Origin of the sequence: Alistipes onderdonkii, from assembly GCF_025145285.1 — a bacterium.
GTDB classification, from domain to species: Bacteria; Bacteroidota; Bacteroidia; order Bacteroidales; family Rikenellaceae; genus Alistipes; species Alistipes onderdonkii.
Map to the genome: position 1 here is coordinate 362718 of NZ_CP102251.1, position 17009 is coordinate 379726.

Consider the following 17009-nt stretch of genomic DNA (forward strand, 5'->3'; position numbering starts at 1 on the left):
TGATGAAACCTATCAAAACCGCACTTCTGGCCCTGCCGCTCCTGGCCGCAGGGTGCAACCGGGACTCCGGGACTGCAAAAATCCGGCCGCTGGAGGCCGGAAGCGTCCGGGTCGAAGACGCCTTCTGGAGCCCCCGCTATGAAAAATGGGAACATGTCACCGTCGGCGACATGCTCGACAAGTTCGAAGGGAACGACCCGGCGCATTTCGCGTGCGGCGTCGACGCTTTCGAAAATTTCGACCTCGTAGCATCGGGCGCCCGCGATATCGGCCGCCACGCGGGGCCGCCTTGGTACGACGGGCTGGTGTACGAGACGATCCGGGGGATATCCGACCTGCTGGCACAACGTCCCGACCCGGCGCTCAAAGCCCGTGTAGACGGTTACATCGCCCGCATCGAAGCGGCACAAAAGAGCGATCCGGACGGGTTCGTCGGCACCAACACCCAGCTAACGGAGGACAACCACCGCTGGGGCGCGAACGGCGGGTTTCTGCGCATGCAGCACGACGTCTACAACGCCGGCATGCTCATCGAAGCCGGGGTACACTATTACGAAGCCACGGGGGACGACAGGCTGCTGAAAGTCGCCACGCGCATGGCGGACTACATGGTGCGAACGATGGGGCCCGCCCCGAAAAAGAATATCGTCCCGGCGCACTCGGGCCCCGAGGAGGCCCTGGTAAAACTCTACAAGCTCTACCGTGACCGCCCCGGCCTGCGCGCGCAAACCGGGGCGCAGTCCGCAGCCGGCGACTACCTCCGGCTGGCCGAGTTCTGGATCGGCAACCGCGGCGTGCACTGCGGCTATCCGCTGTGGGGCACGTGGGGCAACGACAGCGCGGAGCGGTGGATCCACGAGGAGCTCTACACCGCGGAATTCGGCCCCGAAGCACGGCCCGCATGGGGCGATTACGCGCAGGACTCGATCCGCGTATTCGACCAGCCCGCCATCGTCGGGCACGCCGTGAGGGCCACCCTGCTGGCGACGGGCATCGCCGCGGCGGCCTATGAGAACGGCAATGCGGACTACATCGCCACGGCGAAACGCTGGTGGGACGACATGGCCGGAAAAAAACTCTTCGTCACGGGCGGTGTCGGGGCAGTGCATTTCGACGAAAAGTTCGGCCACGACTACTACCTGCCCACCGACGCCTATCTGGAAACCTGCGCCGCCGTAGGTGTGGGGTTCTTCAGCCAGGCGATGAACCAGCTCACGGGCGACGCGAAATACATGGATGAATTCGAACGCGCGCTATACAACAACGTGCTGGCTGGCGTCGCCGCCTCGGGCAGGCAGTATACCTACCAGAACCCTCTCAACACCGACCGCAGCGAACGCTGGGAATGGCACCCCTGCCCCTGCTGCCCGCCGATGTTCCTCAAGATAGTCTCGGCGACCCCCGAATTCATCTACGCCCGGGACGACAGGACGGTCTATGTCAACCTGTTCATCGGCAGCGATGCCGACATCGCGCTCGGCGACATGCAGGTGCATGTCCGGCAGCAGACCCGATACCCCGTGGACGGAAAGGTCGTCCTCACGCTTACGCCCGAAAAGGCGGCACGCTTCACCGTGAAGGTACGTATCCCGGGCTGGGCCCGCGGCGAGGAAAACCCGTTCGGGTTGTACGTATCCGAAAGCCCGGCCGCGCCGGTGCTCTCGGTGAACGGCACCCCGGTCGAAATCCGCCTCGACAAAGGGTATGCCCTCCTCGACCGGGTCTGGAACCCCGCAGACCGCATCGTGCTGGAACTTCCCGTCGCGCCGCGCCTCGTCCGGGCACATAAAGCCGCCCGGGAGCTGGACGGCATGGCCGCCATCGCGGCCGGGCCGCTGGTATACTGCATCGAGCAGGCGGACAACGCGGATTACGCCCGGCTGAGGCTCGACACGGCCGGCAGCATGGAACTCGGATACCGCAGCGACCTGATGGACGGCACGCCGGTCATCACGGGAACGGCCATCGACGGCAAGGGCGCGAAGAGCACCTTCACGGCCATCCCCTACTACGCCTTCGGCAACCGGGGAAACGGCGGCTACCGCGTCTGGCTGCCGACCCGCTGACAACCCGAACAGCGCGGGCACAAAAAAGCACCGGAAAGGTTCGACGCCTTCCGGTGCTTTTTTATTTCCGGCCGCCATCCGGCCGCCCGTTCCCGGGATCAGAAGTTGTAACCCAGCGAAACGAAGAAGCTGCCGTTCTTGGCCTTGACCTCGTCGGCATCCTTCAGGATGTTCAGCAGGCCCAGGTCATACCCGAGGCTGACATTGTAATGCTTTTTGAACGTCACGTTGGCACCGAAGCGCAGGCCCAGGTCGGAGCGTTTGAACATCGCTTCCTCCTCGGCGCCATCCCCCAGGTCGGTGGACTTGAACAGGTCGGCCTTCTCGCCCTTGAACTTCGCCTTGCCATGGATACCGAACCCATAGAAGACACCCGCCAGGGGCTGTATCGAAACGCTCCTGACATTGAAATGCCAGCTGACCACGACGGGCACCTGCAAATAGAGCATATTGAACTTCACCTTGCCGGACAACTCCTCGTCGAATCCCAGATCGAAATTGGAGGCATTGACCGATCCGCCGCGTCCCGTCAGGTAAAGGCCCGTTTCCAGGTAGAGCGGCAGCGTCCGCAGCAACGGCTGCTGGTAGGCAAAGCCCACATTGTACGACGCACGCGAGTCGAACGAGAAGCTGTTACTGCCCGCGCTCAGGTCGATGCTGGTCACATTCAGTCCGGCGCGCACTCCCATCACGCGGCCCTGGCCGAATGCTGACATGCCGGCGGCAACGGCCAGCAAACAAAGAATAAATTTCTTCATAACTTTAAAATTATGCCCCGGCTCCCGTGAGGCGTTTAAGTTTGGATTGCCGGAATAGGGAACCGCCGCGCCCGTTTCCATTCCGGAACGGGAAGCGGGTACCCCGCCATTGTTTCATCGGTTGTAAATATAGGCGCATTATGCGATATCCGGAAATAAAATCAATGAATGCCACCCTTTTTCACACGAAAGCCGCATTTTACAGAACCGCATCCGCCTCCGAGGCCGGAAAACCGGGATTTCGGAACGGCATGGTGCGCATAAGAAAAAGATACGGCTTATTTTTCCGACTTTTTTCTTCGTTATGTCTGATGGAATTTCTACCTTTGCCCGCACAACTCGCATCAAGAAAGGATGAAAGTATTTGAAAGTGTCAAGGAGCTCCGTGCAGAGCTGGACAAGGCGGAGCAGTCGGGAATCGGCTTCGTACCGACGATGGGTGCCCTGCATGCAGGACACCGCTCGCTCGTGGAGCGTGCCCGGCGGGAAAACGGCACCGTCGTGGTGAGCGTCTTCGTAAACCCCACGCAGTTCAACGACAAAAACGACCTGAAGCATTACCCCCGCACGCCGGAGGCCGATGCCCGCCTGCTGGAAGAGGCCGGGGCGGATTTCGTGCTGATGCCCACGGTCGAGGAGATATATCCCCAGCCCGACACCCGGCAGTTCGATTTCGGACTGATCGACAAGGTGATGGAGGGCGCCACGCGCCCCGGCCATTTCAACGGCGTAGCGCAGGTCGTCAGCCGCCTGTTCGACATCGTGCGCCCCGCACGCGCCTATTTCGGGGAAAAGGATTTCCAGCAGATCGCCGTCATCAAGTCGATGGTGGCCCAGCTGGCGCTTCCCATCGAGATCGTCGAATGCGCGATCGTCCGCGGCGAAGACGGGCTGGCCCTCTCGTCGCGCAACACGCTGCTCGATGCAGCGCACCGGGCCGCAGCGCCGCACATCTACGCCACGCTGCGCGCCTCAGTGGCCCAATCGCAAGAGATGGCTCCCGCACGACTCAAGGAGTGGGTCACGGCCGAGGTGGAACGCAACCCGTTGCTGAAGGTCATCTATTACCAGTCGGTCGACGCACGGACGATGCAGGAGGTCGCCGCCTGGGACGACTCCCCCCGCATCCAGGGCTGCATCGCAGTACAGGCAGGAGATATTCGTTTAATCGACAACATCCGTATCCGATAATGAAATTCCAGATTGAAGTCATCAAATCCAAAATCCACCGCGTGACGGTCACACAGGCCGACCTGAATTACGTGGGGAGCATCACCATCGACGAGGCGCTGTTGGAAGCCGCCAACATCATCGAGGGCGAGAAAGTCCAGATCATGGACATCAACAACGGAGAGCGTTTCGAAACCTATGTCATCAAGGGCGAACGCGCAAGCGGCTGTATCTGCCTCAACGGCGCCGCCGCACGCAAAGTACAGGTGGGCGACGTCATCATCATCGCATCCTATGCGCTGATGGATTTCGAGGATGCCAAGCAGTTCAAACCCTGGGTCATCTTCCCCGACACGGCTACCAACCATCTGATCGGATAACGCATCCGGAACCGCCGGCCGGAAAGGCCGGAAAAGTAAAAAATCTCCCCTAAAGGGAGATTTTTTTGCTATAAATGTTTATATTTGTCGATGTTAACGGTCTTTTTTATCCCGGATATATGGACATCGCGCTTTCCGTACTTGCATTCCTGTTCACGATCGTCGGCATCATCGGCTGTATCGTCCCCGCCCTGCCGGGCGTGGTGCTCAGTTACGCAGGGCTTCTGTGCGCCTATTTCACCTCCTATTCGCATATGTCGGCATCGGCCCTATGGATATGGCTGGCCATCACCGTGGCCGTCAGTGTGGCCGATTATTTCCTGCCTGCGTGGATGACCCGCAGATTCGGCGGCTCGCGGGCGGGCGCCATCGGGGCCACGGTCGGCGTATTCGCCGGATTTTTCATCTTCCCGCCCATAGGCATCATCCTGGGGCCGTTCGTCGGCGCCGTGGCGGGGGAATTGCTCAACGACCGCGGGGACTTCCCGAAGGCGATCCTCGTGGGTTTCGGTTCCTTCCTCTCATTCATCGTCGGCACGGGGCTCAAGGTCGTAGCCGCCGTCGGGATGCTCATACATGTCACGGCCGACACATACCCCGCCGTGCGGGACTGGTTCGCAACTCTATTTTAACCCTTTCGATAATGAAAAAACTCTTACTCTTTGCGGTAGTCATCGCAGCGATGCTGGCCGCGGCTTGTTCCAAGTACAAGTACGAAACAGTGAAGGGCGACCCGTTGAACACCAAAATCTACACCCTGGACAACGGGCTGAAGGTCTACATGAGCGTCAACAAGGAGACGCCGCGTATCCAGACCTACATCGCCGTGAATGTGGGCGGCAAGAACGACCCGGCCGAGACCACCGGGCTGGCGCACTATTTCGAACATCTGATGTTCAAGGGCACGCAGCAGTTCGGCACATCGGATTTCGCAGCCGAGAAACCGATGCTCGACCAAATCGAAAACCTCTTCGAGGTTTACCGCAAGACGACCGACGAAGCCGAGCGCGCGGCGATCTACCACCGCATCGACTCGGTCAGCTACGAGGCTTCGAAGATCGCCATCCCCAACGAGTACGACAAACTGATGTCAGCCATAGGCGCCAACGGCACCAATGCCTTCACGTCGCAGGACATGACCGTATACGTCGAGGACATCCCTTCGAACGAGATCGACAACTGGGCCAAGATCCAGGCCGACCGTTTCAAAAACCCCGTGATCCGCGGCTTCCACACCGAGCTGGAGACCATCTACGAGGAGAAGAACATGTCGCTGACGCGCGACAGCCGCAAAGTCTGGGAGGCCATGGACGCCGCCCTGTTCCCCCACCATCCCTACGGCACGCAGACCGTACTGGGTACACAGGAACACCTGAAGAACCCCTCGATCACCAATGTCAAGAATTACCACAAGACCTACTACGTGCCCAACAACATGGCCGTCTGCGTATCGGGAGACTTCGATCCCGACGAAGTGGTCGCCACGATCGAAAAATACTTCGGCGACATGCAGCCGAACCCCAACCTGCCGAAACTGCACTTCGAGCCCGAACAGCCGATCACGACTCCCGTAGTGAAGGAGGTATACGGGCTGGAAGCCGCCAATGTGATGCTGGGATGGCGCCTGCCGGGTGCGACCGACCCGTCGACCGACGTGGCGAACATCGTGGGCTCGGTACTTTATAACGGCCAGGCCGGACTGATCGACCTCGACCTCAACCAGCAGCAGAAGGTGCTTTCGGCATACGGCTACGCATCGTCGCAGCCCGATTACGGGACGTTCCTGGTAGCAGGCCGCCCGAAGGCCGGGCAGTCGCTCGACGAAGTACGCGACATGCTGCTGTCCGAAGTGGCCAAGCTGCGCAACGGGGATTTCGACGAAAGCCTGATCGAGGCGACCATCAACAATTACAAGATGCAGATGATGCGTTCGTTCGAAGAAAACGAAAGCCGCGCGATGCTCTACGTCTACTCGTTCATCAACGGCGCAGACTGGGCCGACGAAGTGCAGCAGCTCGACCGCATGTCGAAGATCACCAAGCTGGACGTCGTGGACTGGGCCAACAAATACCTCGGCCCCGAAAGTTATGCCATCGTCTACAAGCGTGAAGGCAAAGACCCCAACGAGCAGAAGATCGCAGCCCCGAAGATCACGCCGATCGTGACCAACCGCGACTCGCAGAGCGAGTTCCTCACCGAGATACAGAACTCGAAGGTCGAGCCTATCGAGCCGGTATTCGTGGACTACAAGAAGGACATGTCGCAGTTCGAGGCGCAGAAGGGCGTTAACGTGCTGTATAAGAAAAACGAAACCAACGACATCTTCACGCTGATCTACGTATTCAACACGGGTACGGAGAACGACCCGGCACTCAACCTCGCCTTCGACTACCTGAGCTACCTCGGAACGGACAAGATGAGCGCCGAGCAGATCGCATCGGAGATGTACGCCATCGCCTGCTCGTTCGGCCTGAGCGCCGGAACCAACCAGAGCTGGATCGAGATATCGGGCCTGAGCGAGAACATGGGTAAGGCGATGGAAATCGTCGAAGGGCTGATCGCCGGGGCGCAGCCCAACGAGGAGATCCTGCAAAACCTCAAGGGCGACATGATAAAGAGCCGCGCCGACGCCAAGCTCAACCAGAGCCGTTGCTTCGGGGCGCTCCAGCGCTACATGATCTACGGCAGCGATTTCATCCGCCGCACCACGCTCACCGACCCGGCATTGCAGGGGTTGACCTCGGAACAGCTGCTCGCAAAGATCGGCGACCTGATGGGCAAGCAGCACGAGGTGCTCTACTACGGCCCGCAGGACGAGGCCGAAGTGAAAGCCGCCCTGGCCGCGCACCACAAGGTGGCAGCCGACCTCCAGCCGCTGGAAAAAAAGTTCAGCACGCTGCAACCCACCGATGAAAACAAGGTCATGCTTGCCCAGTACGACGCCAAGCAGCTCTACTACATGCAGTATTCGAACCGCGGCGAGAAATTCGACCTCGCAGCCGACCCGCAGATCACCCTCTACAACGAGTATTTCGGCGGAGGCATGAACACCATCGTCTTCCAGGAGATGCGCGAAGCCCGCGGCCTGGCTTACTCGGCATGGGCCAACCTCGCCATCCCGACCAACGCCAAGGGCGACTATTACTACATGGCCTTCATCGCCACGCAGAACGACAAGATGCAGAAGGCCATCGAGGCATTCGACGAGATCATCAACAACATGCCCGAATCGGAAAAGGCGTTCAGCATCGCCAAGGAGGCCCTTATCTCGCGCCTGCGCACCGAGCGCACGGTGAAGGACGGCGTACTGTGGAGCTACATCCGCATGCGCGACCTCGGCCTGACGGAGCCGCGCGGAAAGCAAATCTTCGAGAAGGCGCAGCAGATGACGCTCGCCGATGTCAAGGCCGCACAGGAAAAGTGGGTGAAAGGACGCAAATACGTCTACGGCATTCTGGGCGACATCCAGGATCTCGACCTGAACTACCTCAAGACCCTCGGCCCGATCCAGACCGTGACACAGGAGGAGATTTTCGGGTACTAAACCGCCCCTGCTCCAGGATAACGAAAGCCGCCGGTTCCCCGGCGGCTTTTTCGTGCCCGCTCCCGGCCAAAGTACAAAACGGGCAGTCCGGCAAGCCGGCGGGAAATAAAACATCCTGAGCGGAAACGCCGCGAACGAAACCGCCGGGAACACAAGCCGCCGGGAATGCAAGCCGCCGGGAATGGAAAACGCCGGGAACGGAAAACGCCGGGAACGGAAAACGCCGGGAACGCAAGCCACTGGGAAAGGAAAACACCCCTGCCGAAGGTTTTTCCGACAGGGGTGGAATCGTAAAACAACAGGTCTTGACTTCCCGCCCGGCCAGAAACCGGACGGCCGCAGGAAACTTCCCGTTTCGCCGGGGACAGCCCCGAAGCCCACGGCAGCCTCCAGCCGTTAATAGCGGTAATGCTCGGCTTTGTAAGGGCCGTCGGGGTCTACGCCGATATAGTCGGCCTGTTTCCTGGTGAGGTGCGTGAGTTCCACGCCGAGGTTGTCCAGATGCAGGCGTGCCACCTCCTCGTCGAGGTGCTTGGGCAGGCGGTACACGCCCACTTCGAGGTTCTCCTGCCACAGCTCCATCTGCGCAAGGCACTGGTTCGTAAAGGAGTTCGACATCACGAACGAGGGGTGCCCCGTCGCACAGCCCAGGTTCACGAGACGGCCTTCGGCCAGCACGAAGATCGAGTGTCCGTCGGGGAAGGTGAACTTATCGACCTGCGGTTTGATATTGGTCTTGACGGCCCCCGATTTTTCGAGGCGCGCCATCTGGATTTCATTGTCGAAGTGGCCGATGTTGCAAACGATCGCCTGGTCGCGCATCTTCTCCATGTGCTCCAGCGTGATGATGTCGCAGTTGCCCGTGCAGGTGACGTAAATATTACCTTCGGGGAGTGCGCTCTCGACGGTCTTGACCTCGAAGCCTTCCATGGCGGCCTGCAGGGCGCAGATCGGGTCGATCTCGGTCACGATGACACGTGCGCCGTACGAACGCATCGAACGGGCACAGCCCTTGCCCACGTCGCCGTAGCCGCAGACCACGACCACCTTGCCGGCGATCATCACGTCCGTGGCGCGCTTGATGCCGTCGGCCAGCGACTCGCGGCAGCCGTAGAGGTTGTCGAACTTCGACTTGGTGCAGGAGTCGTTGACATTGATGGCCGGGACGAGCAGCTCGCCGGCCTCCTGCATCTGGTAGAGGCGGTGTACGCCCGTAGTGGTCTCCTCGCTCACACCCTTCCACTCGGCCACCGTGCGGTGCCATTTGTCCTTGTCTTCGGCAAGGATCGTCCTGAGCGTGCCGAGGATCACCTCCTCCTCGTAGGACGAAGGCTCGTAGTCGAGTGTCGAAGCATCGTTCTCGGCCTTGTACCCTTTGTGGATCAGCAGCGTGGCGTCGCCGCCGTCGTCCACGATCAGCTGCGGGCCCTTGCCGCCGGGGAAGGAAAGCGCCATGGCGGTGCACCACCAGTATTCGGGCAGGGTTTCGCCTTTCCAGGCGAAGACCGGAACCCCGGCCGCGGCGATGGCCGCGGCGGCATGATCCTGCGTCGAGAAGATGTTGCACGAGCACCAGCGCACGTCGGCGCCCAGCTCGACGAGCGTCTCGATGAGCACGGCAGTCTGGATGGTCATGTGCAGCGACCCCATCACGCGCACGCCTTCCAGCGGCTTCTGCGGGCCGTATTTGCGGCGCACGGCCATCAGTCCCGGCATCTCGTGCTCGGCGATCTCGATCTCTTTACGGCCCCACTCGGCCAGCGACATGTCGGCCACCTTGTAGGGCATTGTCAAATCCAAATACATAGTATTATCTTTTAATTCCAATATATATTCCTTGTCCCTGGCGATCTGCGCCCGCAGCTCCCCGATCGTCGCGAAACGACGTTCGTCACGGATCTTACGCACCAGTTCCACGCGCAGCGTACGGCCGTAGAGCGAACCTCCGAACCCGAAGATATGGGTTTCCAGATGGCGGACGGCTCCGCCGACCGAAGGGTTGCTGCCCAGGTTGGACATCGCATCGTAACGCGTCCCGTCCACCTCCACGCGGGAGTAATAGACTCCGTCCGCGGCCGTCACGGAATCCGGCACAGCCATGTTTGCCGTCGGGAATCCCAACTCGCGCCCGAGCCGGCGTCCGTGTTCCACTACGCCCTCTATCGTCACCCCGGCCATCAGATTTTCTCGGTCAGTTTACGCACCAGCCGGAACTGCGAGAAGAACTCCTTGGCAAAGACACGCAGTACGGTATAGGAAGGGATTGCCAACAGCATGCCGAGGATTCCGGCCATCGACCCGGCGATGAGGATTACGAGGAAGATTTCGAGCGGATGGGCCTTGACACGCTCGGAATAGAGCGTCGGCTGCAACACGAAATCGTCGATTCCCTTGAGGATCAGCAGCGAACCTGCGATTATAAAAGCAGTATGCCCCACGGTCATCCCCCCGATCGGGGTTACGATACCCACGAAGACGGAAACGATACCGCCGATCAGCGGCCCGGCATAGGGCACCACGTTCATCACGCCCATCACAAGGCCGATGAACGCAGCGTCGGCCGCCTTCATGCCGAAGGCCATCATCGTGAGCGACACGGCGACCATCAGCATCAGGCTTTCCGAGAGGATACCCGTGAAGTAGCGGGCCAGCAGCAGCGTGACGGAATCGAGTGCGCGGGTGATATTCTCGTGGTAACGCTCGGGGAACATGGCCGTCACCATGGCATAGAACAACCCTTCGTCCCGGAGGAAAAAGAAGGTGATGAACGTAATGGAGAAAATGGCGATGACCGACGAGAGCACCACGTTGACGATCGAGGAGAACACCGAATTGAGCGATTCGATGTCGATAATCTGCTTGAGCGCCGATGCGAGCGCCTCCGAGAGGGAGAACGTGCTTTCGGGCACGGCGAAGAACTCATGCAGGTATCCCTGTGCCTGGGCTATCGGCTCCTCGATGCTTTGCACGACGGCGGCGAAATCGAGGTTCGACAGCTGGTAAATCTTATTGAACACAAGCGGCACGAACAGCGAGCACAGCGTGGCCAGCACCACCCAGATGACGATCAGCGTCACCAGCGCAGCCAGCCAGCGGGGTACCTTCCAGCCCTTGATATGCAGCGCCGCGAGGCGTTTCACGAGCGGATTGCCCATGACGGCCAGCACGGCGGATATGAGTATGTATACGACGATCGAACTGAAATACCAGACCAGAAAGAGGACGGCCGCAGCTACGGCCGCGCCCGCGATGAACTTCAGGAAGGTCTGGGGAGTCGTTTTCATCCTTCGAAAGAGGGGTTAAATCTTATGCAGGCGTGCGATGGGGGTCTGCGAACCCACGACCGGATCGCCGATCTCGACCAGCAGTTCGCTGTCCTTGGGTACCAGGACGTCGACGCGCGAGCCGAATTTGATGAAGCCGCAGACGCTGTTCTGCTCCACGGGCTCACCGACTTTCATGTAGGAGATGATGCGGCGTGCAATCAGGCCCGCAATCTGGCGGAAAAGCACCTTCCGGCCGGAGGCCATCCTCACGACGGTCGTCGTGCGTTCGTTCTCGGTCGACGACTTGGGATGCCATGCCACCAGAAAACGCCCCGGATGGTATTTGAAATACTCGACCGTGCCCCCGACCGGCACCCAGTTCATATGGACATTGGTCACGGACATGAAGATCGAGATCTGCAACATCTCCTCGTTCAGGTATTCGGTTTCCTTCACGACCTCCGTCACGACCACGCGGCCGTCGCAGGGGGAGAAAACCAGATCGGCATCGTGTATCCGCACACGGCGGGGTTCCCGGAAAAACGCGACGATAAAGAACCAGAACAACAGCAAAAGCACGGCGCTCACCCACAACAGCGAAATATTCGAATCGCTGACCAGCAGGTGATAGATCAGCCAAAATATAAATACACAGACGGCACCCGAGATACAGATAATCTTGTAGCCTTCCTTATTTATCCTCATAACTCTTTTTTAGGTTTGCAGTTACATCACAAAAAGCATATAGACGAATACGAACGGCGCCGAGAGCAGCATGGCATCGAAACGGTCGAGCACCCCGCCGTGGCCGGGGATCAGCCGCCCCGAATCCTTAACGCCGGCAGCCCGCTTGAACATCGACTCCACCAGGTCGCCCAGCACGCCCGAAACGGCGGCAACCAGTGCCAGACCGGCCCAGACCCACATATTCCCGTCCAGCATCCGTGCAGCCACGATGCCCATGACGACGGCACCGGCGATCCCGCCGAAGAACCCCTCCCAGGATTTCTTGGGCGAAAGGCGTTCGCAAAGGCGGTGGCGTCCGACGGACATCCCCACCAGGTAGGCGAAGACGTCGTTGGCCCAGATGATGAAGATATAGGCGACCATGATCCACGGGTTCCAGGTATCGCTGCCGACGATCGGGATATAGCACATCAGCGACAGGGGCAATGCCACGTAGCAGATTCCCATGATCGTCGTGCCGATCCCGGAGGCCGGGTTTTCACCCCTGCGGTAGAGTTCGCAGATGAACATGGCGGGCAGGAGCAGCAACAGGAACGCCAGCCCGCAGCCGAAGGCCTGCCGGGCGTCGCCGAGAATCTCGATGTCGTCCGAGACGAACGCGAAATTGAGCACGAAAAGCACAACACCCGCAACAAGCCCTACGACTTTCTGCGGCGCATTGCCTTGTTTCCCGGCCAGCGCATAGAACTCGTACATGCCGCCCACGAGCAGCACCGCGAGCAGCGCGCCGAAGCTCCACTGCGACCAGACGATCGCCCCCAGTACCACCGCTGCCAGGACAAGGCCGCTCAGCGTGCGTACCACGAGGTTCTTCATAGTTTCATTCATCAGTTAATGCGGGTTAGGTTCGTCTTATTCGGTCTTGGAAATCGCGGCGGCCGTATTGCCGTCGGCAGGGGCTTCGGGCGTCTCCGTCTGCGCAACCGCGGGAGCGGCCTCTTCCGGGGCGGGCTTCGCCGCCGGGGCTGCAGAAGCCTCGGGCTCCCCCTTCACGGCGGCCCCGTCAGCCTTGGCTTTGGCCTCGGCCTCCTTCTGCTCACGCAGGATGTCCTTCTTGCGGCGGCCGAAGATACGCTCCACGTCCTCGGTGAAGACCACTTCGCGCTCCAACAACAGTTCGGCCAGCTCTTTCAGGCCGTCGGCATGCTCACGGAGCACTTTCTCGGCCATCTCGTAAGCCTTCCCGATGACGAGTTTGGCCTCGGCGTCGATCTGCTGCGCGGTCAGTTCCGAATAGGGCTTCGTGAACGCCATGTCGCTCTGCCCCGTGGAATCGTAATAGCTCAGCGTCCCGACGTTTTCGCTCATGCCATAATAGGCTACCATGGCATAGGCCTGCTTGGTGACACGTTCCAGGTCATTGAGCGCCCCGGTCGATATTTCGCCGAAGGTCAGCTGCTCCGAAACACGTCCGCCGAGTGTGGCGGCCAGCTCGTCCATCATCTGCTCGCGCGTGGTGATCTGCCGCTCTTCGGGCAGGTACCAGGCTGCGCCGAGCGCCTTGCCGCGCGGGATGATCGTCACCTTGATCAGCGGGCTGGCATTCTCGAGTATCCAGCTCACCGTGGCGTGGCCCGCCTCGTGATAGGCGATCACACGCTTTTCCTCGTCGGTGATGATCTTATTCTTGCGTTCGAGGCCGCCCACGATGCGGTCGATGGCTGCCAGGAAGTCCTCCTTCGAAATGAATTTCTTGTTGTGGCGCGCAGCGATCAGCGCTGCTTCGTTGCAGACATTTGCAATGTCGGCACCCGAGAATCCGGGGGTCTGGCGGGCCAGGAACGACCGGTCGAGCTGAGGATCGAGCTTCAGCGGACGCAGGTGGACGTTGAAAATCTCCTCACGTTCCTTGACGTCGGGCAATCCCACCTCGATCTGGCGGTCGAAACGGCCGGCGCGCATCAGCGCCTTGTCGAGGATGTCGGCACGGTTCGTGGCCGCAAGGACGATCACGCCCGTATTGGTCTGGAAGCCGTCCATCTCCGTGAGGAGCTGGTTGAGCGTATTCTCCCGCTCATCGTTGCCCGAGAACCCGGCATTCTTGCCACGGGCGCGGCCGATGGCGTCGATCTCGTCGATGAAGACGATGCACGGCGCCTTCTGCTTGGCCTGCTCGAAAAGGTCGCGGACACGCGAGGCGCCCACGCCGACGAACATCTCGACGAAGTCGGAACCCGAAATCGAGAGGAACGGCACGTTGGCCTCGCCTGCGACGGCCTTCGCCAGCAAGGTCTTACCCGTCCCCGGAGGGCCTACGAGCAGCGCCCCCTTGGGGATTTTGGCACCCAGTTCCTTATATTTGTCGGACTTCTTGAGGAAATCCACGATCTCCATGATCTCGACCTTGGCCTCCTCCAGCCCGGCCACATCCTTGAACGTGACGCGCTTGGAGTTATCCTTGTCGAACACCTGCGCCTTGGCCTTGCCCACGTTCATGATGCCGCCGCCCGCACCGCCTCCGGCACCGCGCGACATCGACCGCATGATGAAGAACCACGCACCGATAATCACCACCCACGGCAGCAGGTTGATCAGCACGTTCGTCCAGTCGTTGGTCTCGTTTTTATAGGCCACGGGGACGACCTGCCCGGACTGCTGCTCGGCGACTTTCAGGTCTTCACGGAACGAGTCGACCGACCCGATCGTGAAGAGGAGCTGCACGCCCGTCTCGGGCAACCGGCGGAAGCGTTCGTCCACCGTATCCCTGCGGTACTGCGCGATTGCCTCCTTTTTCAGGAACACCTGGGCCTGGTCGCGGTTGACGATCAGGATCTTCTCCACCTCGCCCTTTTCGACCATCTGCTCGACGGTAGTCCAGTCGCTGGACACGGGCGTGTCGTTGACATCCCCGAAGACGTAGTAGCCGATAATGAACGCGCCGATCAGACCGTAGAGCCAGAGCATCGACGGTCGCGACATGTTCATATTCATCTTATTATTGTTCTTACGTTGATTTGCCATATTAAAAATTACTCTTCGTATTCATATTTGGTCATCGGCGCATCGGCCCACAACTCTTCGAGCCGGTAAAACCCGCGCAGTTCGGTCTGGAAAATGTGCACCACCACGTCCACATAGTCCATGGCGATCCACACGGCATTCTGCTGCCCCTCGATACGCCAGACCTTTTCGCCCAGCACTTCGAGCACCTTCTCTTCGATACCCGCGGCGATGGCTCCCACCTGCGTCGTGGAATCGGCGTTGCACACAATGAAACGGGAGCATATCGCCCCGTCGAACCCCGAGAGGTCGAGCGATACAATATTCTTACCCTTTTTATCTTCAATCGCACCAACGATAGTTTCGATCAGTTTATCCATAAATAGTCAATAGGTGTCTATAACCTTGCAAAGGTACGAAAAGAGAATGATATTTGAAAATTACCAGTTGAAAATCGCACGCCGCCCGGCATATTGCCCGGACAACGATTCATTATTTCGCAATTTCTATTGCCGATTTCGTTTTTTTCGCTATATTTAAAATGTCACTAATCCATAAATTGATAGAATTATGAAAAAAATCTTCATGTTCTGCCTGGCCGGCGTACTCGCAACGGCCGCGGCCTCCTGCGACGATAAGGACGACAGGGGGGGGGTAATTCCGGTAAAATGACCGTCAACGGTCAGACCGAGGAAATCAAAAGCGCAATTTATGCCGAAGCACCGGCCGGTGAGTTCGGCGAAAACGGAGTCGGGCTCTACCTGTTCAAGGATGTCCTGACGGGAATGCCCGAGGAGGAACCCGATTTCGGCATCATGATCGTGATTACGGAGTCACTTTACGGCAAAACCATCGACCTGACCAAACCCGTCGCCCGAAGTTCCTATCTTCTCATCGCCGGGATGAATAAAAACCTCGATGTCAGCATCGAATACGACGACGGCACGATCGACACGACCGACGGAGGCAGTTCCCAAGGCCCTTCGGTCACAGGCGGAACCCTGCTCCTGACCCGCAGCGGCGACAATTTCACCGTCGAATTATCCGTCACGCTCTCCGACGGCAGTTCGGTATCCGCCGACTGGAAGGGAACGGCGACGAAAATAGATATCCCCGAATAAAAACGACCTAAAACAGCGCGCCCGGCAGTTTTTCCTGCCGGGCGCGCTGTTAGGGTAGCGAGGGCTACGCCTTCGCCGCCGGGACATTGGCCATGATCGTGTCGGTCAGGGCCTTGATGATTGAACTCTTGACGTACGTGCGGCGTACCGCCACGGCGATCTTACGCGACGTAGCGCCTTTGGCGAGCATCTTCAGCCGGTCGTGGTGATCCGCGGGGATGTACTCGATGGCCATTTCGGGAATGATCGTCAGGCACGACGTGCAGTCGACGATGCGCATCAGCGTATCGAGCGACCCCGATTCGAAGGAATAATGCGACGGCATGTCGCGCTTGGCCTGGCACAGCTCGATGATCTGGTCGCGCATACAGTTTCCGGCGCTCAGGATCACCAGGTCTTTCAGGTCGATGTCCTCGATGCGGATGTTCTGCCGTTCGTACAACGGGTTTTCGGGCGAAACATAGGCGAAAAACCGGTCGTTGAAAAGCTCCTGTTCGAGAATGCCGTCGCCACACGTGCCGCTGGCGACCAGCGCCGCGTCGATCCGGTCGCGCTTGAGCGCCTCGACGATGTCCGAAGTGACCATCTCCGAGATTTCCAGCTCCACCTTCGGATAATCGCGCACGAAATCCGGGATGAACTTGTGCAACAGGTAGGGCGCAATGGTCGGGATGACGCCCAGACGCAGTTTACCCGAAGTTTCGCCCTTCAGTTCGGCGACCGACTCGCGGATATTGTTGTAGGCCCGCAGCGTTTCCCGGGCGCGATCCAGCACCACTTCGCCGGCCTCGGTCGGGATCACGGGTTTCTTCGAACGGTCGAGCAGCACGACGCCCAGCTCCTCTTCGAGCGCCTTCACCTGCATGCTCAGCGACGGCTGGGTCACGAAACAATGCTCTGCGGCCAGCGAAAAACTACCGCAGTTCGCCACCGCCAGGAGGTATTCAAGTTGAATTATAGTCATAGTAGCCGATTATTTCAATACACAAAAATATAAAATAAATCTATAACAGACAA

The 17009-nt window shown here is 59.5% G+C and carries 14 protein-coding genes and 1 pseudogene; 6 read left to right on the forward strand and 9 right to left on the reverse strand.

Features of this window, described 5'->3' with window-relative positions; all coding sequences use genetic code 11:
* Nucleotides 1-2 precede the first annotated feature (2 nt).
* A complete protein-coding gene (locus NQ559_RS01625) occupies nucleotides 3-2066 on the forward strand; it encodes a glycoside hydrolase family 127 protein (RefSeq protein ID WP_018695232.1) in 2064 nt (687 codons plus the stop codon).
* A gap of 98 nt (nucleotides 2067-2164) precedes the next feature.
* On the opposite strand, the gene NQ559_RS01630 is transcribed toward NQ559_RS01625, so the two are convergent.
* Nucleotides 2165-2824: a porin family protein gene (locus tag NQ559_RS01630; protein WP_026318253.1), complete on the reverse strand. Its 660-nt coding sequence runs from the start codon at nucleotides 2822-2824 to the stop codon at nucleotides 2165-2167.
* A 354-nt stretch (nucleotides 2825-3178) separates the two neighbouring features.
* On the opposite strand from NQ559_RS01630, the gene panC reads away from it, so the two are divergent.
* From panC to NQ559_RS01650, 4 genes are all read left to right on the forward strand, one after another.
* Nucleotides 3179-4015 (forward strand): pantoate--beta-alanine ligase, encoded by an 837-nt coding sequence (gene panC / locus NQ559_RS01635; protein WP_018695230.1) that lies wholly within the window; start codon nucleotides 3179-3181, stop codon nucleotides 4013-4015.
* Nucleotides 4015-4374 (forward strand): aspartate 1-decarboxylase, encoded by a 360-nt coding sequence (gene panD, locus NQ559_RS01640; RefSeq protein WP_018695229.1) that lies wholly within the window; start codon nucleotides 4015-4017, stop codon nucleotides 4372-4374. The genes panC and panD overlap by 1 nt, the downstream gene beginning before the upstream one ends.
* A gap of 119 nt (nucleotides 4375-4493) precedes the next feature.
* Nucleotides 4494-5006 (forward strand): DUF456 domain-containing protein, encoded by a 513-nt coding sequence (locus NQ559_RS01645; protein WP_026318252.1) that lies wholly within the window; start codon nucleotides 4494-4496, stop codon nucleotides 5004-5006.
* 11 nt (nucleotides 5007-5017) lie between these two features.
* Nucleotides 5018-7918 carry a M16 family metallopeptidase gene (locus NQ559_RS01650; RefSeq protein WP_026318251.1) on the forward strand — a complete coding sequence of 967 codons (2901 nt, stop codon included), beginning with the start codon at nucleotides 5018-5020 and terminating at the stop codon, nucleotides 7916-7918.
* Nucleotides 7919-8314: 396 nt separating this feature from the next.
* Here the strand turns inward: NQ559_RS01650 and ahcY are convergent, their stop codons facing one another.
* From ahcY to rsfS, 7 genes and pseudogenes are all read right to left on the reverse strand, one after another.
* Nucleotides 8315-9724, reverse strand: a complete 1410-nt coding sequence (gene ahcY / locus NQ559_RS01655; protein ID WP_026318250.1) for an adenosylhomocysteinase — start codon at nucleotides 9722-9724, stop codon at nucleotides 8315-8317.
* A gap of 81 nt (nucleotides 9725-9805) precedes the next feature.
* Nucleotides 9806-10096 (reverse strand): annotated as a pseudogene (locus NQ559_RS01660) (riboflavin kinase); the annotation flags it as partial.
* Complete coding sequence (locus NQ559_RS01665; RefSeq protein ID WP_018695225.1) at nucleotides 10096-11202, reverse strand: AI-2E family transporter; 1107 nt, start codon at nucleotides 11200-11202, stop codon at nucleotides 10096-10098. The pseudogene NQ559_RS01660 and the gene NQ559_RS01665, both read right to left, overlap by 1 nt.
* A 15-nt stretch (nucleotides 11203-11217) precedes the next feature.
* Nucleotides 11218-11889 carry a phosphatidylserine decarboxylase family protein gene (locus NQ559_RS01670; protein ID WP_018695224.1) on the reverse strand — a complete coding sequence of 224 codons (672 nt, stop codon included), beginning with the start codon at nucleotides 11887-11889 and terminating at the stop codon, nucleotides 11218-11220.
* A gap of 21 nt (nucleotides 11890-11910) precedes the next feature.
* A complete protein-coding gene (locus tag NQ559_RS01675; protein ID WP_026318249.1) occupies nucleotides 11911-12759 on the reverse strand; it encodes a phosphatidate cytidylyltransferase in 849 nt (282 codons plus the stop codon).
* Nucleotides 12760-12783: 24 nt separating this feature from the next.
* Nucleotides 12784-14892, reverse strand: a complete 2109-nt coding sequence (ftsH, locus tag NQ559_RS01680; protein ID WP_051087671.1) for an ATP-dependent zinc metalloprotease FtsH — start codon at nucleotides 14890-14892, stop codon at nucleotides 12784-12786.
* Nucleotides 14893-14900: 8 nt separating this feature from the next.
* Nucleotides 14901-15251: a ribosome silencing factor gene (gene rsfS / locus NQ559_RS01685; RefSeq protein WP_018695221.1), complete on the reverse strand. Its 351-nt coding sequence runs from the start codon at nucleotides 15249-15251 to the stop codon at nucleotides 14901-14903.
* A 288-nt stretch (nucleotides 15252-15539) separates the two neighbouring features.
* On the opposite strand from rsfS, the gene NQ559_RS01690 reads away from it, so the two are divergent.
* The gene (locus NQ559_RS01690; protein ID WP_018695219.1) at nucleotides 15540-15992 is read left to right on the forward strand and encodes a hypothetical protein; all 453 of its coding nucleotides are present in this window, start codon (nucleotides 15540-15542) and stop codon (nucleotides 15990-15992) included.
* 64 nt (nucleotides 15993-16056) lie between these two features.
* On the opposite strand, the gene NQ559_RS01695 is transcribed toward NQ559_RS01690, so the two are convergent.
* Complete coding sequence (locus NQ559_RS01695) at nucleotides 16057-16956, reverse strand: hydrogen peroxide-inducible genes activator (protein WP_018695218.1); 900 nt, start codon at nucleotides 16954-16956, stop codon at nucleotides 16057-16059.
* Nucleotides 16957-17009 lie beyond the last annotated feature (53 nt).